Source organism: Candidatus Accumulibacter similis (genome assembly GCA_013347225.1).
Classification (GTDB): Bacteria; Pseudomonadota; Gammaproteobacteria; order Burkholderiales; family Rhodocyclaceae; genus Accumulibacter; species Accumulibacter similis.
The window spans coordinates 3,621,567-3,641,779 of the sequence record CP054595.1 but is presented as its reverse complement, the minus strand read 5'-3'; the positions used below and the strand labels follow the sequence as shown (position 1 = coordinate 3,641,779).

Annotated in this window: 17 protein-coding genes; 16 read left to right on the top strand and 1 reads right to left on the bottom strand. The window is 67.0% G+C overall.

Annotated elements, in window-relative coordinates:
* Window positions 1–9: 9 nt before the first annotated feature.
* The 16 genes from pheA to HT579_15855 all read left to right on the top strand — a co-directional run bounded on the left by pheA (window position 10) and on the right by HT579_15855 (window position 18,719).
* Window positions 10–1,101, top strand: a complete 1,092-nt coding sequence (pheA, locus tag HT579_15930; protein QKS30273.1) for a prephenate dehydratase — start codon at window positions 10–12, stop codon at window positions 1,099–1,101.
* A gap of 72 nt (window positions 1,102–1,173) precedes the next feature.
* Entirely contained in the window at window positions 1,174–2,262 is a 1,089-nt protein-coding gene (locus tag HT579_15925) for a histidinol-phosphate transaminase (protein ID QKS30272.1), read from the top strand.
* Between the two features lie 22 nt (window positions 2,263–2,284).
* A complete protein-coding gene (locus HT579_15920; protein ID QKS30271.1) occupies window positions 2,285–3,172 on the top strand; it encodes a prephenate dehydrogenase/arogenate dehydrogenase family protein in 888 nt (295 codons plus the stop codon).
* The gene (locus HT579_15915) at window positions 3,169–5,139 is read left to right on the top strand and encodes a bifunctional 3-phosphoshikimate 1-carboxyvinyltransferase/cytidylate kinase (protein ID QKS30270.1); all 1,971 of its coding nucleotides are present in this window, start codon (window positions 3,169–3,171) and stop codon (window positions 5,137–5,139) included. The genes HT579_15920 and HT579_15915 overlap by 4 nt, the downstream gene beginning before the upstream one ends.
* Window positions 5,140–5,334: 195 nt before the next feature.
* The gene (gene rpsA / locus HT579_15910; protein ID QKS30269.1) at window positions 5,335–7,032 is read left to right on the top strand and encodes a 30S ribosomal protein S1; all 1,698 of its coding nucleotides are present in this window, start codon (window positions 5,335–5,337) and stop codon (window positions 7,030–7,032) included.
* Window positions 7,033–7,041: 9 nt separating this feature from the next.
* Window positions 7,042–7,329: an integration host factor subunit beta gene (locus HT579_15905; GenBank protein QKS30268.1), complete on the top strand. Its 288-nt coding sequence runs from the start codon at window positions 7,042–7,044 to the stop codon at window positions 7,327–7,329.
* Between the two features lie 162 nt (window positions 7,330–7,491).
* The gene (gene lapB, locus HT579_15900) at window positions 7,492–8,661 is read left to right on the top strand and encodes a lipopolysaccharide assembly protein LapB (protein QKS30267.1); all 1,170 of its coding nucleotides are present in this window, start codon (window positions 7,492–7,494) and stop codon (window positions 8,659–8,661) included.
* A gap of 82 nt (window positions 8,662–8,743) precedes the next feature.
* The gene (rfaE1, locus tag HT579_15895) at window positions 8,744–9,676 is read left to right on the top strand and encodes a D-glycero-beta-D-manno-heptose-7-phosphate kinase (GenBank protein ID QKS30266.1); all 933 of its coding nucleotides are present in this window, start codon (window positions 8,744–8,746) and stop codon (window positions 9,674–9,676) included.
* 9 nt (window positions 9,677–9,685) lie between these two features.
* Complete coding sequence (rfaD, locus tag HT579_15890) at window positions 9,686–10,690, top strand: ADP-glyceromanno-heptose 6-epimerase (GenBank protein QKS30265.1); 1,005 nt, start codon at window positions 9,686–9,688, stop codon at window positions 10,688–10,690.
* A complete protein-coding gene (gene cysM, locus HT579_15885; protein ID QKS30264.1) occupies window positions 10,677–11,582 on the top strand; it encodes a cysteine synthase CysM in 906 nt (301 codons plus the stop codon). Before rfaD ends, cysM begins: the two co-directional genes overlap by 14 nt.
* Window positions 11,583–11,591: 9 nt before the next feature.
* Window positions 11,592–12,377 carry a 3'-5' exonuclease gene (locus HT579_15880; GenBank protein QKS30263.1) on the top strand — a complete coding sequence of 262 codons (786 nt, stop codon included), beginning with the start codon at window positions 11,592–11,594 and terminating at the stop codon, window positions 12,375–12,377.
* A gap of 191 nt (window positions 12,378–12,568) precedes the next feature.
* Window positions 12,569–13,429 carry an amino acid ABC transporter substrate-binding protein gene (locus HT579_15875; GenBank protein QKS30262.1) on the top strand — a complete coding sequence of 287 codons (861 nt, stop codon included), beginning with the start codon at window positions 12,569–12,571 and terminating at the stop codon, window positions 13,427–13,429.
* A gap of 191 nt (window positions 13,430–13,620) precedes the next feature.
* Window positions 13,621–13,851 (top strand): hypothetical protein, encoded by a 231-nt coding sequence (locus HT579_15870; GenBank protein QKS30261.1) that lies wholly within the window; start codon window positions 13,621–13,623, stop codon window positions 13,849–13,851.
* 341 nt (window positions 13,852–14,192) lie between these two features.
* Window positions 14,193–15,968, top strand: a complete 1,776-nt coding sequence (locus HT579_15865) for a type I secretion system permease/ATPase (protein ID QKS30260.1) — start codon at window positions 14,193–14,195, stop codon at window positions 15,966–15,968.
* Window positions 15,969–15,984: 16 nt separating this feature from the next.
* A complete protein-coding gene (locus HT579_15860; protein QKS30259.1) occupies window positions 15,985–17,379 on the top strand; it encodes an HlyD family type I secretion periplasmic adaptor subunit in 1,395 nt (464 codons plus the stop codon).
* Between the two features lie 2 nt (window positions 17,380–17,381).
* The gene (locus tag HT579_15855) at window positions 17,382–18,719 is read left to right on the top strand and encodes a TolC family outer membrane protein (protein QKS30258.1); all 1,338 of its coding nucleotides are present in this window, start codon (window positions 17,382–17,384) and stop codon (window positions 18,717–18,719) included.
* Window positions 18,720–18,833: 114 nt separating this feature from the next.
* Here HT579_15855 and arsS read toward each other — a convergent pair whose 3' ends face one another.
* Entirely contained in the window at window positions 18,834–19,832 is a 999-nt protein-coding gene (arsS, locus tag HT579_15850) for an arsenosugar biosynthesis radical SAM protein ArsS (protein QKS30257.1), read from the bottom strand.
* Between the last annotated feature and the right edge of the window lie 381 nt (window positions 19,833–20,213).

The window sequence follows — 20,213 nt, the reverse complement described above, 5'->3', positions numbered from 1 at the left end:
GGCGACGTCATGAGCGACGATCTGCAACGCGAGCTGGCGATCGTCCGGCGGCAGATCGACGAGGTCGACAACGACCTGCTGGCGTTGCTCAACCAGCGCGCGCGGCTGGCGCAGCAGGTCGGCGAGATCAAGGCGCGGCATGGCGAGGCGGGGTTCATCTACCGCCCGGAACGTGAGGCGCAGGTGCTGCAGCGGATCCAGGGGATGAACCCGGGGCCGCTGTCGAACGAGAGCCTGACCTGGTTCTTCCGCGAGGTGATGTCGGCCTGCCTGTCGCTCGAGCAGCCGCTCGGCATTGCTTTCCTCGGGCCGCTCGGCACCTTCTCGGAGAGCGCGGCGGTGAAGCATTTCGGCCATGCGGCGCGCCTGCTGCCGCAGGCTTCGATCGACGACGTCTTCCGCGAGGTCGAGGCGCTGCACGCCGATTACGCTGTGGTGCCGATCGAGAACTCGACCGAGGGTGCGGTCGGGCGGACGCTCGACCTGCTGCTGACGACGCCGCTGAAGATCTGCGGCGAGGTCGTCCTGCGCATCCACCAGCACCTGCTGTCGAACGAGACGGCGCTCGCCGGCGTGCACCGGGTGTACTCGCACGCGCAGTCGCTGGCGCAGTGCCACGAGTGGCTCAACCGCTCGCTGCCGCTGGCGCAGCGGGTGCCGGTCGGCAGCAACGCGCAGGCGGCACAACTGGCGGCGGCGGAAGCCGGTGCGGCGGCGATCGCCGGCCAGGCGGCGGCCGAGCGCTACCACTTGCCCGAGCTGGCGAGCAACATCGAGGACGAGCCGAACAACACCACCCGCTTTGCCGTCCTCGGGCGGCACGATGCCGGCCCTTCTGGACGCGACAAGACCTCGCTGATCATGTCGGCGCAGAACCAGACCGGCGCCCTCAGCCGCCTGCTGGCGCCGTTTTCGGATGCCGGCGTGTCGATGACGCGGCTGGAATCGCGCCCGGCGCGGCACACGCTGTGGGAGTACGTCTTCTTCGTCGATGTCGATGGTCACCGCGACGACGAGCCGCTGCGCCGCGCGCTCGCCGAGCTGGCGCGGCGGGCGCCATACCTGAAGCTTCTGGGTTCGTACCCGATGGCCGCCTACTGACCGGCGGCCTGATCCGCGCCCGTACCGCCGTCGCTGGCCGGCGGTGCCGGCGACTTTACGTGAGGACCGACAATGGCACTCAGCGAGCAGTCTCTACCCTACGTGCGGGCGATCTCGCCCTACCAGCCGGGCAAGCCGATCACCGAGCTGGCGCGCGAGATGGGGTTGGCAGTGACGCAGATCGTCAAGCTGGCATCGAACGAGAATCCGCTCGGCATGAGCCCGAAGGCGCGCGCGGCGATGCTGGCGGCGGTCGACGACCTGGCGCGCTATCCGGACCAGTTCGCGCTGCTGCAGGCGCTGTCGGCGCGCAGCGGGCTCGGCGTCGAGCAGATCGTCCTCGGCAACGGTTCCAACGACGTCCTCGACCTCGTCGCGAGGGTCTTTCTCGCGCCGGGACGGTCGGCGGTCTTCGCACAGTACGCCTTCGCCGTCTATCCGCTGGCGACGCTGGCCGCCGGGGCGGAACCGATCGCCGTCGCGGCGCGCGACTACGGGCATGATCCGGCAGCGATGCGGGCGGCGGTGCGGCCGGACACGCGGGTGCTGTGGATCGCCAACCCGAACAACCCGACCGGCACCTTCCTGCCGGCGCCAGCGCTGCGGGATTTCCTCGTTTCGCTGCCGCGCGAAGTGGTGGTGGTGCTCGACGAGGCGTACAACGAGTACCTGCCACCGGCCGAACGGGTCGATACGACGGCCTGGCTGGCCGACCTGCCGAACCTGGTGATCACCCGCACCTTCTCGAAAATCCATGGCCTTGCCGGGTTGCGCATCGGCTACGCGCTGACCTCGGCGGAAATCGCCGACCTGATGAATCGCGTGCGGCAGCCGTTCAACTGCAACAACCTGGCGCTGGCGGCGGCGGTGGCGGCGCTCGACGATCACCGCTTCGTCGCGGAGAGCTACGCGCTCAACCGGGCGGGCATGGAACAGATCGTCGCCGGCCTGAAACGGCTCGGCCTGACGCACATCCCGTCGCACGGCAACTTCGTCACCTTCCGCCTCGCCGACGCGGTGCGGACGAACCAGAAACTGCTGCGGCAGGGGGTGATCGTGCGGCCGATCGCCGCCTACGGCCTGCCCGACTGGCTGCGCGTGACGATCGGCAGCGAGAGCGAGAACGCGCGCTTCCTGGCCGCGCTCGAGGCAGCGCTGTGAAGCCCGGTCGCGGGGAACGGCGATGAGCGGAGCGGTGCTGCTCGAGCGGGTGGTGGTCTTCGGCGTCGGGCTGATCGGCGGTTCGTTCGCGCTGGCGCTGAAGGCAGCCGGGCAGGTCGGCGAGGTGGTCGGCTTCGGGCGCACGCTCGGCTCCCTGAACCAGGCGTTGCGACTCGGTATTCTCGATCGCGTCGGCTTCAACATCGGGCAGGAAGTCTACGCCGCTGATCTGGTGCTGATCGCCGCGCCGGTCGGCATGAGCGGCGAGATCATGGCGCGCATCGCTCCCTGTCTCGGTCCGCGCACGGTCGTCAGCGACGCCGGCAGTACCAAGGAGGACGTGGTGGTGGCGGCGCGCGAGCATTTCGGCGAGCGCATCGGCCAGTTCGTGCCGGCGCATCCGATCGCCGGCGCCGAGAACAGTGGCGCGGCGGCGGCGCGCGCCGACCTCTACCGCAACCGCCAGGTCGTACTGACGCCGCTGCCGGAGAACGATGCCATCAGCGTCGCCTGCGTCCGCAGCGCCTGGGAGGCCTGCGGCGCGATCATCCGCGAACTGGGTGCCGCCGAGCACGACCGCATCTTCGCTGCCGTCAGCCACCTGCCGCACCTGCTGTCGTTCGCGCTGGTACATGAACTGGCAGGGCGCGACAACCACGAGTTGCTGTTCGATTTCGCTGCCAGCGGTTTTCGCGACTTCACGCGGATTGCCGCCAGCCATCCCGAGATGTGGCGCGACATCTGTCTCGCCAACCGGCTGGCGCTGCTCGAGGAACTCGACCGCTACCGGGAGCAGCTCGACGCCCTGCGCGATTCGCTGCAGGCGGCCGACGGGGCGCGGCTGGAGGAAGTCTTCGACATCGCCCGGCGTGCCCGGCGCGACTGGGGCGAGCGCCGGGGCGGCCGATGAGCGCGGCTTTCCTCGACCTGCCGCAGTTCGGATCGGCCGCCGGCACGCTGCGCCTGCCGGGGTCGAAGAGCATCTCCAACCGCGTCCTGCTGCTGGCGGCACTGGCCAGTGGGCGCACCGAGATTCGCGATCTGCTGGCCTCGGACGACACCGCGCACATGTTGGCTGCGCTGCGCACGCTGGGCGTCGGCATCGAGCCGGCCGGTGATGCTGCGCTCGCCGTCAGCGGCGTCGCCGGTGAGCTGCCGGTGCGCGCGGCCGAACTGTTCCTCGGCAATGCCGGCACCGCCTTCCGGCCGCTGACGGCGGTGCTGGCTCTGGCCGGCGGCACCTACCGGCTGGCCGGCGTGCCGCGGATGCACGAGCGGCCGATCGGCGATCTCGTCGCTGGCCTGCGGCAGGTCGGCGCCGAGATCGACTACCTGGAGGGCGAGGGCTTTCCGCCGCTGCTGATCCGGCCGCCGCGGCGCTCGACCGCTGCCGTCGTCCGCCTGCGCGGCGATGTCTCGAGCCAGTTCCTCAGCGGCCTGCTGATGGCGCTGCCGCTGCGTGGCGTCGAGACGACGGTCGAGATCGTCGGCGAGCTGATCTCGCGGCCCTACGTCGAGATGACGCTGGCGACGATGGCGCGTTTCGGCGTCGCCGTGCAGCGCGACGGCTGGCAACGCTTCACCGTCGCCGCCGGCAGCGTCTACGGCTCGCCCGGGGTGCTGCACGTCGAGGGCGACGCGTCGTCGGCGTCGTACTTCCTGGCGCTCGGCGCCATCGGTGGCGGACCGGTGCGCGTCGAGGGGGTGGGGAACGATTCGATCCAGGGCGACGTCCGCTTCGCCGATGCGCTGGCGGCGATGGGCGCACAGGTCAGCCTTGGCGACAACTGGATCGAGGCTGCGGCGCCGCTCGCGGGCGCTGCCGATGGCCGGCTGCACGGCATCGAGATCGACTGCAACCACATTCCCGACGCCGCGATGACGCTGGCGACGGTGGCGCTGTTCGCCAGTGGGCCGACGACGCTCGGCAACATCGCCAGTTGGCGGGTGAAGGAGACCGACCGCATCGCGGCGATGGCGAACGAGCTCGGCAAGCTCGGCGTCCGCGTCGACAGCGGCGAGGACTTCATTCGCATCCATCCGCCAGCCGCTGATCAGCTTCTGCAGCCGGCGGTGATCGATACCTACGACGATCACCGCATCGCCATGTGCCTGTCGCTCGCCGCCCGCGGCGCACCGCTGCGGATCAACGATCCGCAGACCGTCGGCAAGACCTTCCCCGAGTATTTCGAGCGTTTCGCGGCGATGACGCGGCCGGTGCCGGTGGTCGCCATCGACGGCACCTCCGCGTCCGGAAAGGGGACCGTCGCCGCGCGCGTGGCGCGGGCGCTGGGCTGGCACTATCTAGATTCGGGCGCTCTCTATCGCCTGACGGCCTTCGCCGCACTGCGCGCCGGTGCCGGCTGCGACGATGAGGCGGCGGTGGCGGCGATCGCCGCGACGCTCGCCGTCGAGTTTTCCGGGACGTCGATCCACCTTGCCGGCGAGGAGGTCGGCGACGCCATCCGCAGCGAGGAGATCTCGCGCGCGGCGTCGCTGGTGGCGGCACTGCCGGCCGTGCGCAGCGCGCTCCTGTTCCGGCAGCGGGCCTTCCGGCGGCCGCCCGGACTGGTTGCCGACGGGCGCGACATGGGCACGGTGGTCTTCCCGGATGCGACGACCAAGGTGTTTCTCACCGCCAGCCTCGCGATGCGTGCGGAGAGGCGTCTTAAGCAGTTGATCGGCAAAGGAATCGCTGCTAATATCCGCGATCTCGTGCAGGATCTCGCGGAGCGCGACGCCAGGGATGGCGAGCGCAGCGTGGCACCGATGCTGCCGAGTACGGATGCTGAATTGCTCGACACGACGGATCTGACCATCGAAACAGCGGTGGCGCAGGTGCTGGACTGGGTCAACAAGGTTCCGGGAAAAGGGTGAAACGGCGGCCGCCGTTCGCCAGCAGGTGTCACCAGCCAGATGCGTCGCAGCAGCGGCCTTCGGTACGGGCTTGTCCCGCCGAGCCGGTCGGCATGCCGTCCCGCCAGCCGTCGCCGGGGGGCGTGCCGCAACGCGCAGGGCGGGTGATCGTCATCAACTCACCCCGCAGTATTGCGGTCAGGTCACTCAACACATATGTCAGCCAATCCCACCATGCAAGAAAGCTTTGCCGAACTTTTCGAAGAGAGCCTTGGTCGCCAGGAAATGCGGCCTGGCGAGGTCATCACCGCGGAAGTCGTGCGCATCGACCAGAACTTTGTCGTCGTCAATGCCGGCCTCAAGTCCGAGAGCTATATCGATCTTGAAGAATTCCTCAACGACCAGGGCGTCCTCGAAGTCAAGGTCGGCGATTTCGTCCAGGTTGCGATCGAGCAACTCGAGAACGGTTTCGGCGAGACCCGGCTGTCGCGCGACCGCGCGAAGCGGGTCGCCGCCTGGAACGCCCTCGAGCAGGCACTGAACGATGGCAGCCTGGTCACCGGCACGATCACCGGCAAGGTCAAGGGCGGGCTGACGGTGATGACCAACAGCGTTCGTGCCTTCCTGCCTGGTTCGCTGGTCGACATGCGCCCGGTCAAGGACACGACACCGTACGAAGGCAAGACCTACGAGTTCAAGGTCATCAAGCTCGACCGCAAGCGCAACAACGTGGTGGTTTCGCGGCGCGCCGTCCTCGAGGCGAGCGTCGGCGAGGAGCGCGAAGCGCTGCTGGCCGCGCTGCGCGAAGGCAGCGTCGTCAAGGGCGTCGTCAAGAACATCACCGATTATGGTGCCTTCGTCGACCTCGGCGGCATCGACGGCCTGCTGCACATCACCGATCTGGCGTGGCGTCGTGTCCGCCATCCGTCCGAGGTGCTGGCGGTCGGTGATGAAGTGCAGGCGAAGATCCTCAAGTTCGACCAGGAGAAGAACCGGGTGTCGCTTGGCCTGAAGCAGCTTGGCGAGGACCCGTGGGTCGGCATCTCCCGCCGTTACCCGCCGACGACCCGCCTTTTCGGCAAGGTGACCAACCTCACCGACTACGGTGCCTTCGTCGAGATCGAACAGGGAATCGAGGGCCTGGTGCACGTCTCCGAGATGGACTGGACGAACAAGAACGTCCACCCGTCGAAGGTCGTCCAGCTCGGCGACGAGGTCGAGGTGATGATCCTCGAGATCGACGAGGATCGCCGCCGCATCTCGCTCGGCATGAAGCAGTGCGCCGCCAATCCGTGGGACGAGTTCTCGATGAATTACAAGAAGGGCGACCGGGTGCGCGGGGCGATCAAGTCGATCACCGACTTCGGCGTCTTCATCGGCCTGCCGGGTGGCATCGACGGCCTCGTTCATCTGTCGGATCTGTCGTGGTCGGTTGCTGGCGAAGAGGCGATCCGCAACTTCCGCAAGGGGGACGAGGTCGACGCGGTGGTGCTGGCGATCGATACCGACAAGGAGCGCATCTCGCTCGGCATCAAGCAGCTCGACGGCGATCCCTACACCAGCTACATCGCGACGCACGACAAGAACAGCATCGCCCGCGGCGTTGTCAAGTCGGTCGATGCACGCGGTGCAGTGGTCATGCTCGAAGGCGACATCGAAGCCTACCTGCGTGCATCCGAGGCCTCGCGCGAGCGCGTCGACGACCTTTCCAAGCTGTACAAGGAAGGCGACCGGATCGAGGCGATGATCATCAACGTCGACCGCAAGACCCGCTCGATCAGTCTCTCGATCAGGGCGCGCGAGCAGGCCGAACAGCACGAGGCGATGCAGAAGTTCTCGGCCGACAGCAGCGCCAGTTCGGGTACCACGAACCTTGGGGCGCTGCTCAAGGCCAAGCTGAACAATCCGCAGTAAGGCTGGAGGATGACCAAGTCGGATCTGATCGCCGAACTGGCCCGGCGCTTCCCGCAACTCGTTGCCAAGGATGCGGACATGTCGGTGAAGATGATTCTCGAGGCGATGGCAGAGGCCCTGGCCAGGGGCGATCGCATCGAGATTCGTGGTTTCGGCAGCTTCGCCTTGAACTACCGGCCGCCGCGGGTCGGCCGCAACCCGAAGTCCGGCGAGAAGGTCGAGGTGCCCGAGAAATGGGTGCCTCATTTCAAGGCCGGCAAGGAACTGCGCGAGCGCGTGGACGCCGCGCCGGAGTGACGCGTTGCCCCGGCTCGCCGGGCCGCGGCAGATGACGGGCGGCGACGAGAGTCGCCGCCCGTTTCTGTGGGAGCTGATCGATGAGTTCGTCGCCCTGGATGTGGAGGTTCGCGCTGTTCCTCAGCCTGCTGGCGATTCGCGTTCTGCCTGGAAGCCTGATCAATGATTGAATTCGACTACTGGCAGTTGTTGCTGTTTCCGCTGTTCTTCGGCCTCGGCTGGCTGGCGGCACGGATCGACATCCGTCATCTGGTGCGCGAGTCGCGCGCGCTGCCGCGTTCGTATTTCCAGGGGCTGAACTTTCTTCTCAACGCGCAGCCCGACCGTGCCATCGAGGCTTTCGTCGAGGCGGTCAAGGTGGATCCGCAGACGATCGAGCTGCACTTCGCCCTCGGCAGCCTGTTTCGCCGGCGTGGCGAAACCGATCGCGCGATCCGCATGCACCAGAATCTCATCGAGCGCGAGGACCTGAAGCAGGAGCTGAAGTTGCAGGCTCTGGCCGAACTCGGGCAGGACTATCTCAAGGCAGGGCTGCTCGATCGCGCCGAGGCCGTTTTCGACAAGCTGCGCGACTCGGATCTGGGCGAGGACGCGAAGCGCAACCTGCTCGAGATCTACCAGCTCGAGAAGCACTGGGAGAAGGCGATCGCGATCGCCTCCGAACTGCCGGATTTCGCGTCGCACAAGGAGATCGCAGAGTATTACTGCGAGCTGGCGGCGGCGGAGATGATCCGTTCGCGCCGCGATCTTGCCGCCGGCTATCTGCAGACGGCGCTCGAACGCAACCGCAAGTGCGTTCGCGCCAGCCTGCTGCGCGGCGACATGCAGTTGCAGGAGGAGCAGTGGGAGGCGGCGATCGAGTCCTGGCAGCGGATCGAGCAGCAGGATCCGGCGTATCTGGCGCTCGTGGCGCAGCGCCTGCTCGGCGCCTTCCGCAAGCTCGACCGGCGCGATGCCGGCCTGCGCCTGCTGCGCGGCTACCTCGAGCACTATCCGTCGCTCGATCTGCTGGACGTCGTCTTCCAGCTCGTTCTCGAGGGCGACGGCGCTGAGGCCGCCTACGAACTGGTGCGTGACGAGTTGAAGCGGAACCCGACCCTGCTCGGCTTCGACAAGCTGCTCGAGGCGAGACTGCTGCTCGCCAGCGCCGAAAGCCGCCCCGACCTGGAACTGGCGAAAGGCATCGTGCAGACGTACACGCGTCGTCTGGCGCGTTATCGGTGCGATAATTGCGGCTTCAAGGCACGCCAGTTCTATTGGCGCTGTCCGGCCTGCGGCGGCTGGGAGACCTATTCTCCGAAGCGCAGCGAAGAGTTCGATCTGACACCTTAGGAGTCTCCCTTGCGATTTTCAGTGCCTGCCGCGCGCGGCGCCGGGCTGGCGTGCCGACAGCCTCTGGTTGACCGGGACGTGCATGCGGCTGCCTGACCTGTCGGGGGCGCGCCTGCTGATCGTCGGCGACGTCATGCTCGACCGCTACTGGTTCGGCGATGTCGCGCGCATCTCGCCCGAGGCGCCGGTGCCGGTGGTGCGCATCGGCCGCAGCGAGGAGCGGCCGGGTGGCGCGGCGAACGTCGCCCGCAACGTCGCGGCGCTGGGCGCGCGTGCCTCGCTGCTGTCGGTCGTCGGCGACGACGAGGCCGGGCAGAGCCTGCAGCACCTGCTGGCGACCAGCGGCATCGACGTCAGCCTGCATGTCGATCCGGCGATCAGCACCACCGTCAAGCTGCGCGTCATCGGCCGGCAGCAGCAGCTGCTGCGCATCGACTTCGAAACCTGGCCGTCGCACGAGGTCCTGCGCGCGAAACTGGTCGAGTTTTCCGCCCGCGTCGCCGACTGTGACGCGGTGATCCTCTCGGACTATGGCAAGGGGGGCCTGACGCACATCGGCGAGATGATCCGGCTGGCGAACGCGGCCGGCAAGCAGGTGCTCGTCGATCCGAAGGGTGACGATTTCTCGAAGTATGCCGGTGCAACGGTGGTGACGCCGAACCGCGCCGAGCTGCGCGCCGTCGTTGGTCGCTGGCACGATGAGGACGAACTGGCGCGCAAGGCGGCGGCGTTGCGCGAGCAGTTGCAGCTGGCGGCGTTGCTGGTGACGCGCAGTGAAGAGGGAATGTCGCTCTTTCACGAGTCCGGGCTGATCCACGAGAAGGCGGTGGCGCGCGAAGTCTTCGACGTCTCGGGTGCCGGTGACACGGTGATCGCCACCCTGGCGGTGACGCTCGCCTGCGGCGCGGGCTGGCCGGAAGCGGTGCATGCGGCCAATGTTGCCGCCGGTCTGGTCGTCGGCAAGCTGGGGACTGCGGTGGTCGGTGGCGATGAACTGGCGGCCGCGCTGAAATGAGGTGAACCCATGTACACCATCGTCACTGGCGCCGCTGGCTTCATCGGCGCGAATCTCGTCAAGGCGCTGAACGAGCGCGGTGTGCGCCGCGTCATCGCCGTCGACAACCTGACACGGGCCGACAAGTTCCGCAACCTGGTCGATTGCGAGATCGCCGATTATCTGGACAAGCAGGAGTTCCTCGAACGCCTGCTGGCCGGCCATTTCGACGGCGACGTCGATGCCATCCTGCACCAGGGCGCATGCTCCGATACCATGGAGAGCGACGGTCGCTACATGATGGAGAACAACTATCGCTACTCGCTTGGCATCCTCGACTGGTGCCTCGACCAGGAGGTGCCGTTGCTCTATGCCTCGAGCGCGGCGACCTACGGTGGTGGCCGGGTCTTCTGCGAGGAGCGGGTGCACGAGGCGCCGCTGAACGTCTACGGCTATTCGAAATTCCTCTTCGATCAGATCGTTCGCCAGAGGCTGACGGTGAATGGTTCGTTGAGCTCGCAGGTGGTCGGTTTCCGCTATTTCAACGTCTATGGACCGCGCGAGTCGCACAAGGGGCGAATGGCGTCGGTAGCCTTCCACCACTACCACCAGTTTCGCAGCGAAGGCAAGGTCAGGCTCTTCGCCGGTTGTGACGGGCATGCCGATGGCGAGCAGCGGCGCGACTTCGTGTTCGTTGACGACGTCGTCCGGGTCAATCTCTTCTTTCTCGATCACCCGGAGAAGTCAGGGATTTTCAACGTCGGCACCGGTCGCGCACAGACCTTCAACGAGCTGGCGGTCGCGAACGTCAATGCCTGCCGGGCGCTTGCCGGTGCGGATCCGCTGCCGCTGGCGGAACTGGTCGGGCGGGGATTGATCGAATACATCCCGTTTCCGGCGGATCTCAGGGGCCGCTATCAGAGTTTCACCGAGGCCGATCTGACGAAGCTGCGCCGGGTTGGCTACCAGGCGCCCTTCGCCGACGTCGGTGAGGCCGTCCCACGCTACGTCGACTGGCTGAATGCACATGGCTGAAACCCTCGAGGACCAGGTTGGCAACACGCCGCTGGTGCTGCTGAAACGTTTGCCGGGCGCGCTCGGCGAGGAGCGGGGCAACCGTATCCTGGCGAAACTCGAGGGCAACAATCCGGCCGGATCGGTCAAGGATCGCCCGGCGCTGTCGATGATCGCCCGTGCCGAACGACGCGGCGACATCCGGCCCGGCGACACGCTGATCGAGGCGACCTCCGGCAACACCGGCATCGCGCTGGCAATGGTGGCCGCCGCTCGCGGCTACCGGATGCTGCTGGTGATGCCCGAGAACCAGAGCGTCGAGCGGCGGCAGACGATGCGTGCCTTTGGCGCCGAGCTGGTGCTGACGCCGCGCGATGGTGGCATGGAACTGGCTCGCGACATCGCCGAGGGCATGCAGAGGGAGGGGCGAGGCATCATTCTCGATCAGTTTGCCAATCCCGACAATCCACTGGCGCACTATGAGGGAACCGGCCCGGAACTCTGGCGACAGACGGCCGGCGGCATCACCCATTTCGTCAGCAGCATGGGAACCACCGGCACGATCATGGGGGTCTCGCGCTACCTCAAGGAGCAGAACCAGGCGGTCTGCATCGTTGGCTGCCAGCCGGAGGACGGTTCGCAGATACCGGGGATACGCAAGTGGCCGGAAGCCTACCTGCCGAAAATCTTCGACCGCACGCGCGTGGATCGCGTCGAGTCGGTGTCACAGGGTGCGGCGGAAGAGATGACGCGTCGCCTGGCGCGCGAGGAAGGCATCTTTGCCGGCATCTCTTCGGGCGGCGCGCTGACCGTCGCGCTGCGGCTGGCGGCTGAAGTAGAGAATGCAACCATCGTCAGCATCGTCTGCGACCGCGGCGACCGCTACCTGTCGACCGGCGTCTTCCCGGCCTGAACGCGGTCGATGAAGCCGGTCCTCGCCTTTGACATCGAGACGGTCCCCGACGTCGAGGGTCTGCGGCGCCTGCACCTGCTCGACCGGACTCTGTCCGACGAGGAGGTCGCCGAACTCGCCTTCCAGCGACGGCGGGCGGCGACCGGCAACGACTTCCTGCCGTTGCACCTGCAGCGGGTGGTGGTGATCTCCTGCGCGCTGCGCCTGGGCAGGGATTTCCGGGTCTGGTCGCTGGCGGCACCCGAGTTGGGCGAGGCGGAGATCATTCAGCGCTTCTTCGACGGAGTGGAGAAGTTCACGCCGCAACTGTTGTCCTGGAACGGCGGCGGCTTCGACCTGCCGGTGCTGCATTACCGGGGACTGATCCACGGGCTGGTCGCGCCGCGCTACTGGGATCTCGGCGACGGTGATCATGCCGACAGTCGCGACTTCAAGTGGAACAACTACATCAGCCGCTATCACACGCGTCACCTCGATCTGATGGACCTGTTGGCACTCTATCAGCCGCGGGCCGCCGTCCCGCTCGACGAGCTGGCACGGCTGATCGGTTTTCCGGGCAAGCTCGGCATGGATGGCGGCAAGGTCTGGCAGGCGTGGCAGGAGGGGCGCAGCGCCGAGATCCGCGATTACTGCGAGACCGACGCCGTCAACACCTATCTCGTGGCTCTGCGCTTCCGGCTGATGCGCGGCGAGATCGCGGCGAGCGGATACGAGCAGGAGCAGGCCAGCGTTCGTGCTGCCCTGCAACGGCTCGACAAGGCGCACTGGCATGAGTTCCTCGCTGCCTGGCAGTAGCGGGCGGGGGGGAGGCCGCCGGCTGAGAGGTTGTGGAAATGGTCGCGAGCAGGCCGAGAGGCAAGGCACGGTGGAGCGAACCACGACACATGGCATGTGGCTGGACGAGGGCGATTTCCAGGCCACGGCCGCCATGTGAGAATCAGCACCCGTCGGGTGCCGGTCTTTTTTCTTCATTCAGGAGGAGTCCGATGCGGCTGCATCGCTCGTGTTGCTGGCTGGTGGCTGGCCTGCTGTTGTCGCTGGCGCCGATGGTGCAGGCGGCAGGGACGCTCGACAAGATCAGGGCGAGCCGGACGATCGCGCTCGGCTACCGCGATTCGTCGATTCCCTTCTCCTATACCGGCAATGACAACCAGCCCTGGGGCTACTCGGTGGACCTGTGCATACGCGTGGTCGCCGGCGTCGCCAGGCAACTGGGTCTCGAGGAACTGCAGTTGCTCTGGGTCGCGGTGACTCCGGAGAATCGGATCGCGAAGCTGAAGTCGGGCGAGATCGACCTCGAATGCGGTTCCACGACGGCATCGTTGTCACGCATGCAGGAGGTGGACTTCAGCCTGCCGACCTTCATCGATGGCGCTTCCTACTTGTCGCGGCGCGCTGCCGGAATCAGGCGCATCGAGGATCTGGGCGGCAGGAAGATCGCCGTCGCTGGCGGCACGACCAGCGAGCGGACACTCGTCGCGGCGCTGGCACAGCACCGGGTCAGTGCCGAAGTGGTCACGGTCGGCGACCATCAGCACGGGCTGGCCGCACTGCTGCAGGGCAAGGCCGACGCCTACACCTCGGATCGCTCGCTGCTGATCGGACTGGCGCTCGATTCCGGCAGCCAGACCGACTGGGCGATCGGCCCCGAGACCTTTTCCTATGAGCCGTATGCGCTGATGCTGCGGCGCAACGACGCCGATTTCCGCCTGGCGGTGAACTCGGTTCTGGCGCGACTGTCGCGCAGCCGTGAGATTTACGAGATATACGATCGCTGGTTCGGTCATCTTGCCAAACCGGGCGCGCGGCTGGACAGCCTGTATTATCTGAACGGGCTTCCGGAATAGGCCGGCACGGGCCGGCGCGCTGCGCGCGAGCCGGTCGGCGTGCACGCAGCCCGGTTCCCGGCCTCGCCGCATCGGCGTCGCTGCCGGCGCGCGGCTTCCCGTGGCGACATGGATGCCCCGCATCCGTGGTCGGATGGCGGTCCGCCCGGTGCTGACCGGCTGCTGCATTCATTGATGAAAGGGGGTTGCACATGGAAGCTCTTCTGCTCTTGGTTGGACGTGCCATCGGTGGCAGCGGCCTGTTGCTCTGCATCGTTGTCGTGGCAACGCGTCTGGCAGGCAAGCACTATCTCGCAGGCTTCGAACTGCTGACGGTGCTGCAGGGGGGAATCGCAGCGCTTGTCGCCGGCTGCTTCCTGCTGCTGCTGGCGCTTGACGGACGCGGCAGGGCCGGTGGGAAAGCCTCCTCCCGCGACCGGTAGTTGGCTCCGTCAGGGCGATTGCTGGCGATGATGGCCCTGCGCTCACGGATGATGCTGCTGGGCGCCAGCCATCGTCATCGGCCTCGCCAGGGCGGCGCCTCGTCGCCCCGCATGGCGCGTGCAGGCGCGCTGGGATGCAGTTGGTGTGGCGCAACGGACACCGGATGGGCGCTGGGCGACGCCCAGGGCCGCGAGGCTGGTCCTTGTCGCGCGCATCGGTCATCATTGTCCCCCGCCGCAGAGCAGGTTCCTGCCCGGCACGTCGCTGGCGCCGACTGCCGGCGGCGGTTTGAGGCCAGGATCGGGAAGGAGAGGCAGCGTGTCTTCAGGGAATGGCGGCAATGAATAGGCCAGCGCAGCAACGCAGCGAGCTTGCCGAGGTGCTGCTGTCGCTTCGCCGGGCGTTCATCACCGTCGGCAGCTTCAGTTTCTTCGTCAACCTGCTGATGCTGACGCCGGCGATCTACATGCTGCAGATCTACGACCGCGCGCTCGGCAGCCGCAACGTCACGACTCTGCTGATGCTGACGCTGATCACGCTCGGCCTGTTCGGGCTCATGTCGGTGCTCGAGTGGATCCGGTCAATGGTGCTGGTTCGTGTCGGCGCGCGCCTCGATCTCGACATCAATGCCCGCGTCTTCGATGCGACCTTCGAGCGCAACCTGCGCCACGCGGGCCAGAATCCGGCACAGGCGCTGAACGACCTTGCCTCGATGCGGCAGACGCTGACGGGTGCCGGCCTGATTGCCCTGACCGATGCGCCGTGGATGCCGATCTATGTTCTGGTGATCTTCATGCTGCACGTACAGCTCGGGATTTTCGCGCTGATCGGGGTGCTGCTGCTGGTGATCCTGGCGGTGGTCAACGAGCGGGTTTCGGCGGGGCCCCTGGGCGAGGCGCAGAAGCTGGCGATGGCCGCAAGTGCGCAGGCCAACAACAATCTGCGCAACGCCGAAGTGATCGAGGCGATGGGAATGCTGCCGGCGATTCGCGGTCGCTGGTTCAAGTTGCACCAGAAGTTCCTGATGCAGCAGGCTCTGGCGAGCGATCGTGCGGGTGTGCTCAACGCCATCACCCGTTTCGTGCGGATTTCGATGCAGTCGCTGGCACTGGGTTATGGTGCGCTGCTGGCGATCGAGGGCGAGATCACGCCCGGCATGATGATCGCCGGCTCGATCATCATGGGTCGTGCGCTGGCTCCGGTCGAGGTCCTGATCGCCAACTGGAAGCAGCTGGTATCGGCGCGCGCGGCGTATGGGCGCCTGGCCGAGTTGCTGCAGGTCTATCCGGCCCGCGTTGCCGGCATGCCGTTGCCTCGACCCGATGGCGTCGTACTGGTGGAGAATGCGGCGACCGCGGCTCCCGGCAGCAGGGTGCTGATCCTCAAGAATGTCAGCTTCAGCCTGCAGGCGGGCGAAGTCGTCGCGGTCATCGGGCCGAGTGCTTCCGGGAAGTCCACACTGGCGCGCCTGCTCGTCGGCGTCTGGCCGCCGCTGGCCGGTTCCGTGCGGCTCGATGGCGCCGAGGTGTTCAAGTGGAACAAGGACGAGCTGGGTCGCCATCTCGGCTATCTGCCGCAGGACATCGAGCTGTTCGACGGAACCGTTGCCGAGAACATCGCCCGTTTCGGCGAGATCGACTCGGAACGGGTTCTGGCAGCGGCGCAGGCTGCGGGTGTCCATGACCTGGTCCTGCTGTTGCCAATGGGCTACGACACGCCGCTGGGCGACGGCGGCAGCGCCCTTTCGGGCGGGCAGAAGCAGCGGATCGGTTTGGCCAGGGCGCTCTATGGCGATCCGGCGCTGATCGTGCTCGACGAGCCGAATTCGAACCTGGATGACCAGGGGGAAGCGGCGCTGGCGGAAACGCTGCGGCGCCTCAAGGCCCGGAAGCGCACGGTGGTGATCATCACCCACCGCCTGAGCACGCTGGCCGTCGCGGACAGCATTCTGGTGATGCATGAAGGGACGGTCAAGCTGCACGGACCGCGCGACCAGGTTCTGGCGGCGTTGCGCGCGGGGAACCAGGGCGGTGCAGAACGTCCGGGCGCCGCCGCCCGGCCGGCACCGGTGACGGTTGCCGGGAGCACGCCGGCGACACCGCGCGTCGGCGCCTGAAGGGAGAATCAGGAGGATGTCGATCAGCATGTTTGGGCGGAAGAAGGCGTCCGAGGCCGACATCACCGATGTTGGCGAGGTCGCGCAGTTCGGTGAGGTCGGCGGGCAGCGGGCGGCTGCGGTCGATATCGATCATGGTCGGGCGTCGCGTTTCGGCTGGCTGGTTCTCGCCATCGGTTTCGGCGGCTTCATGCTGTGGGCGGCTCTGGCGCCTCTCGACCAAGGGGTCCCGGCGGGTGGTCAGGTCGTCGTGACCGGCAACCGCAAGACGGTGCAGAACCTTGGTGCGGGAAAGGTCGAAGCGATTCTGGTCAAGGACGGGGATGGAGTGCAGAGCGGCCAGGTACTCGTTCGTCTCGACCCAACGATGGCGAGTTCGCAGTACGAGGTGGCGCGGAGCCAATGGTTCGTCGCCAAGGCGGCCGAGTCGAGGCTGCTGGCGGAGGCGCAGGGCAAGTCGGAGATCGTCTTTCCTGACGCATTGCTGCAGGCACGCGACGACCCGCGCGCTGCGAGTGCGATGGCGGTGCAGACGCAGTTGTTGCGTTCCCGGCAGGCGGCGCTGCAGGCTGAACTGGGGGCGATGCGCAGCATGCTCGCCGGTCTGCAGTCGTCGGCCCAGGGCCTCGAGGCGACGCGGCGGGCCAAGGAAGAGCAGAGCAGGCTGCTGCTGGACGAGCTCAAGGGCTTGCGCGACTTGGCGGCGGAAGGTTATCTCCCGCGCAACCGCCTGTCCGAGCAGGAGCGTCTGCTGGCGCAGCTCAGCGGTGCAATTTCCGAGGACATCGGCAATCTCGGGCGAACACGACAGAGCATTGCCGAGGTCCGGATGCGGATGACCGCGCGCCAGCAGGATTACGACAAGGACGTCGAGAACGGCCTCGCCGAGGTGCAGAAGGAGGTGACATCGCTTGACAGTCGTCTCGCCGGACTGGCCTTCGAACTCGCCAACACGGATATCCGCGCGCCGGCGGAGGGAATCGTCGTCGGACTGAGCGTGCATACCGTCGGCGGCGTGCTGGCGCCGGGGACGCCGCTGATGGACGTGGTGCCGAAGAACGAGCCGCTGCGCATCGATGTGCAGATTCCGACGACGCTGATCGACAAGGTGCGCATCGGCTCGCCGGTCGACATCACTTTTCCCGCGTTCAACCAGCGCACGACGCCACAGATTCCGGGTGACTTCGTGCAGGTCGCGGCCGACGCAACGACCGATCCGCAGGGCAGGGTGCCGCCGTACTACCGTGGTCAGGTGGTCGTCACCGAGGACGGGATGAAGAAGCTCAAGAGCTACGAGATCAAGGCCGGCATGCCCGCCGAGGTGTTCATCAAGACCGGTGAGCGGACGATGTTGAACTATCTCTTCAAGCCCCTCGTCGATCGCATGAAGACGGCGCTGACCGAGGAATGAGGATGAGGAGTTGCGCTGCTGCCGGGCTGGCGGGCTGCGTGCTGGCACTGGTGGCGTCCGCGGTGTCGGCGGCCGGCCTGATGGATGCGTACTACGCCGCGCGACAGAACGATCCGACCCTACGCGCAGCGCGCTACGAGCGGGACGCCGGGCAGTATGCGATCGCCATCGGCCGCGCCGGATTGCTGCCGAACATCGGCATGACTGGCGCCTATTCGAGGAACCGGGGTGAACGGACGTACTACACCAGGGCAGGCAGCCCGACCGAGGATCTCGATTACCGCGAGGAGGCTGCTGCCATTGCCCTGCGGCAGCCGTTGTTCAACTACGACAGTTTCGTCCGCTACCGGCAGGGGGGCGTGCAGGCGGCGTTCAGCGACGCCGTCTTCGATCGCAAGGAAGCGGAGTTCGCCGTCAAGCTCGCGGCAGCCTATTTCGAGGTACTGTTCTCGCTCGAGAGGCTGGCGCTGAGCGATGCCGAGATCGCCGCCTACCGTGCCGACCGTGAGACCTCAGAACGGCGGCGCCGGGGGGGCGAGGGGACGGTGACCGAGGTTGCCGAGGCTGAGTCACGATTGCAGCTCGCCCGTGCCGGTCGCGCCGATGCCATCGACCGGTTGTCGGTGGCGATGCTCAAGCTGGAGACGATGACTGGCAAGGCGATGGCGCCGCTATGGCCGCTGCGTCCGGACTTCAGCCCGAGCGCGATGCAAGGCGTCGGTCTCGACCAGTGGTCGGCGATGGCGGAGGAGAGCAGCCCGGAGATTCGGGCGCGGCGCAAGTCCTTCGAGTTCGCCAGCCTCGAGGTCGATCGCAATCGCGCCGGCCATTATCCACAGCTCGACCTGGTTGCGCGCGCATCGCGAACGCAGGGGGAAACGCTGTCGACTGTCGACCAGCGGAACGTCATCAACTCCGTTGGCATGCAGCTGAACATCCCGTTCTTTGCCGGCGGCCGGGTCAACGCGTTGACCGACCAGGCGGTCGCCAACCGCGAGCGCGCCCGGGCCGAGCTGGATGCGGCCGTCAACGAGGTTCTGGTCGAGGTCCGGCGGCAGTTCATGGCAGTCGAGACGGGTGTCAGCAAGGTCGCCGCTTATCAGAAGGCCGTCGACGCCAGCGTCGTGGCCGTCGAGGGGACGCTGCGCGGCATGCGCAGCGGGATCAGGAGCAACGTTGATGTGCTCAACGCCGAACGCGTGATGTTTGTCGCCAGGCGCGACCTCGCGCAGGCGCGTTACGAGTATCTGCTCAGCACCCTGCAGCTCAGGGCCGCCGCTGGCGTACTGTCGGAAAAGGACTTGCAGGAGACGGCAAGCCTGCTGCTACCGCCGGAGTGATTGCTGCCAGCGCCCGGGCGACCGGCAGACCGGCGTTGCTCATCGTCCTGTGCTCCTGTCCGCGGGGTACGAGCGGTCTTGGGCGGTGCGCCTGCCGTTGTACCTGGCAGCAGTTCAGGTGCCACAGGTTGGCGCTGGGGCCGGCTCGTCGCCGAGGGCGCCAGCACAACTCGACCCCTGTCCGGCGGTGCAGCCGTAGCAGTGTTCGGCGACACGGATTGCGTGACCCTCGAGTGAGGCCGCGTCGATGTCGCTGATGTGCAGGCGAAAACTGCCGCGCCCGCCGATCGGCAGGCCGAGTTGCTGGTTGAAATCGCAGTCATAGAGATAGCCTTGCCAGTCGACCGAGAGCAGATTGCGACACATGATGTGCGCGACGTTTTCCTCGCGGTGGGCGGCACGCAGCAGTTGCATGTAGCCGTTGAACTGGCCACGCGAGACGAGGACCGAGCCAAAGCGCTGGATCGGCATGTTTGCCAGGGTGAAGAGCTGGTTGAAGACGATGCCGAACCTTTCTCCGAGCTGTTCCCGGTAAGCCGTCGCCAGTGCGGCCTGCGGTGGTGGCAGCGTCGGCCCCTGCGGATTGAAGACGAGGTTGAGCTGCAGCCCGCTGTCTGCCACGCCATAACCGAGCGCGTTCAGCCGCTGCAGGCCGCGGATGCTGGCGGCGAAGCTGCCCTTGCCACGCTGTTGCTCGACGTTTTCCTCGAGGTAGCACGGCAGCGAGGCGACGACCTCGATGCGATGCGTGGCGAGAAAGTCGGCGAGATCCTCGTGCCCGGGCTCCTCGAGAATGGTGAGGTTGCAGCGGTCGATCACCCGCAGGCCACGCTGCCGGCCGGCGACCACCAGTCGCCGGAAGTGCGGGTTCAGCTCGGGTGCGCCGCCGGTGAGGTCGAGCGCCCGGACTTCGGGACTGGCCGAGATGAAGGCAAGCACGGCATCCACCGTCTCGGCGGTCATTTCCTCTCGGCGCTGCGGACCGGCGTTGACGTGGCAGTGGAGGCAGCTCTGGTTGCAGCGGTAGCCGAGGTTGACCTGGAGGACCTCGACCGAACGGCGGGCCACGGCCGGGAACGTCGTGATCGAGAGCAGGGGCAGGGTGGCGTGCATGAGTCGTTCTCCGTGGGGTGTGCAGGTGCTGTCGCAGCGTGCGTGATTTACTTACAGCTGCGCGTCGTCATCGACGCATCGGCTGCCGCGCCTCCTCGTGCCGGCGGTCGGGCGAATGCTCGGCTTGCCGGCAGGGCGCCACCGACCCGTTGCCGGGTTTGCCGGGCGGTGGGTTTCGAGGCGTCGAATAATACTGTAGAATCACCCGCTTTCCGTGCGCGGGGAGGCAGCGCAACGGTCGGCGCGTGGCTGGCGGTGGCTGCCGAGAGTGCCCGGGTGGGTCTGTGGTCGTCGTGCAGGCGCGGCGGGAGGCGGTTGTAGCGCAGTCGTCTGGTGCCCGCCGGCGGTCGCTCCGGCTGCCGGCGCAGCACGGTCTGGAAG

What these genes read in the sequence shown, in the direction of transcription:
- rpsA (QKS30269.1), top strand. Translation starts at nt 5,335, where the DNA reads ATGTCAGCCAATCCCACCATGCAAGAAAGCTTTGCCGAACTTTTCGAA.
- rfaD (QKS30265.1), top strand. Translation starts at nt 9,686, where the DNA reads ATGTACACCATCGTCACTGGCGCCGCTGGCTTCATCGGCGCGAATCTC.
- HT579_15920 (QKS30271.1), top strand. Translation starts at nt 2,285, where the DNA reads ATGAGCGGAGCGGTGCTGCTCGAGCGGGTGGTGGTCTTCGGCGTCGGG.
- cysM (QKS30264.1), top strand. Translation starts at nt 10,677, where the DNA reads ATGCACATGGCTGAAACCCTCGAGGACCAGGTTGGCAACACGCCGCTG.
- HT579_15925 (QKS30272.1), top strand. Translation starts at nt 1,174, where the DNA reads ATGGCACTCAGCGAGCAGTCTCTACCCTACGTGCGGGCGATCTCGCCC.
- HT579_15855 (QKS30258.1), top strand. Translation starts at nt 17,382, where the DNA reads ATGAGGAGTTGCGCTGCTGCCGGGCTGGCGGGCTGCGTGCTGGCACTG.
- HT579_15875 (QKS30262.1), top strand. Translation starts at nt 12,569, where the DNA reads ATGCGGCTGCATCGCTCGTGTTGCTGGCTGGTGGCTGGCCTGCTGTTG.
- HT579_15880 (QKS30263.1), top strand. Translation starts at nt 11,592, where the DNA reads ATGAAGCCGGTCCTCGCCTTTGACATCGAGACGGTCCCCGACGTCGAG.
- HT579_15865 (QKS30260.1), top strand. Translation starts at nt 14,193, where the DNA reads ATGAATAGGCCAGCGCAGCAACGCAGCGAGCTTGCCGAGGTGCTGCTG.
- HT579_15915 (QKS30270.1), top strand. Translation starts at nt 3,169, where the DNA reads ATGAGCGCGGCTTTCCTCGACCTGCCGCAGTTCGGATCGGCCGCCGGC.
- arsS (QKS30257.1), bottom strand. Translation starts at nt 19,832, where the DNA reads ATGCACGCCACCCTGCCCCTGCTCTCGATCACGACGTTCCCGGCCGTG.
- HT579_15905 (QKS30268.1), top strand. Translation starts at nt 7,042, where the DNA reads ATGACCAAGTCGGATCTGATCGCCGAACTGGCCCGGCGCTTCCCGCAA.
- pheA (QKS30273.1), top strand. Translation starts at nt 10, where the DNA reads ATGAGCGACGATCTGCAACGCGAGCTGGCGATCGTCCGGCGGCAGATC.
- rfaE1 (QKS30266.1), top strand. Translation starts at nt 8,744, where the DNA reads ATGCGGCTGCCTGACCTGTCGGGGGCGCGCCTGCTGATCGTCGGCGAC.
- HT579_15860 (QKS30259.1), top strand. Translation starts at nt 15,985, where the DNA reads ATGTCGATCAGCATGTTTGGGCGGAAGAAGGCGTCCGAGGCCGACATC.
- HT579_15870 (QKS30261.1), top strand. Translation starts at nt 13,621, where the DNA reads ATGGAAGCTCTTCTGCTCTTGGTTGGACGTGCCATCGGTGGCAGCGGC.
- lapB (QKS30267.1), top strand. Translation starts at nt 7,492, where the DNA reads ATGATTGAATTCGACTACTGGCAGTTGTTGCTGTTTCCGCTGTTCTTC.